The organism is Vibrio sp. 10N.286.46.A8 (assembly GCF_041470165.1).
GTDB classification, from domain to species: Bacteria; Pseudomonadota; Gammaproteobacteria; order Enterobacterales; family Vibrionaceae; genus Vibrio; species Vibrio tasmaniensis_A.
In genome coordinates, this window is sequence record NZ_JBFRLX010000150.1 from 4,173 (window position 1) to 4,574 (window position 402).

A 402-nucleotide genomic window follows, 5' to 3' on the forward strand; every position below is an offset into this window, starting at 1 on the left:
GTTGATGTGAAAGCATCAGCCCTTTTTATTTGTCTGTGAGTAAGTGGCTAAGACTAAATCAACTCAATGGCTGAATAGATTAGCCGTGTGGCCAGCTTTGTGGCATCACAAACCAAAACTGTCCTGATTTGGTTTGTCCATGAACAAAGCGGTCACCAAACTCGGTGATGGGTTTACCGCTGAAATCATCTGTCCCAGCTGCCCATTGCTCTTTGGTGAGAGGGTAGAGCACTTCAGTAATTAAATGAGCTTGGTTTTGATAGCACCAAAAACCGTTTACTTGGCTTGAATTAATTTCGTAGCCCAAACATTCAGTAGGTACTTTTTGATCTAAGAAGGGGTTGGTATATAGACGCCCCTGCATGAGGAGATGTTTTGAGTCGACATCGATCTCTGGATACT

At 43.3% G+C, this 402-nt stretch carries 1 pseudogene; it reads right to left on the reverse strand.

What is annotated here, in order from left to right:
- Window positions 1-79 precede the first annotated feature (79 nt).
- A pseudogene (locus AB4232_RS14950) lies at window positions 80-402 on the reverse strand (DUF1853 domain-containing protein); the annotation flags it as partial.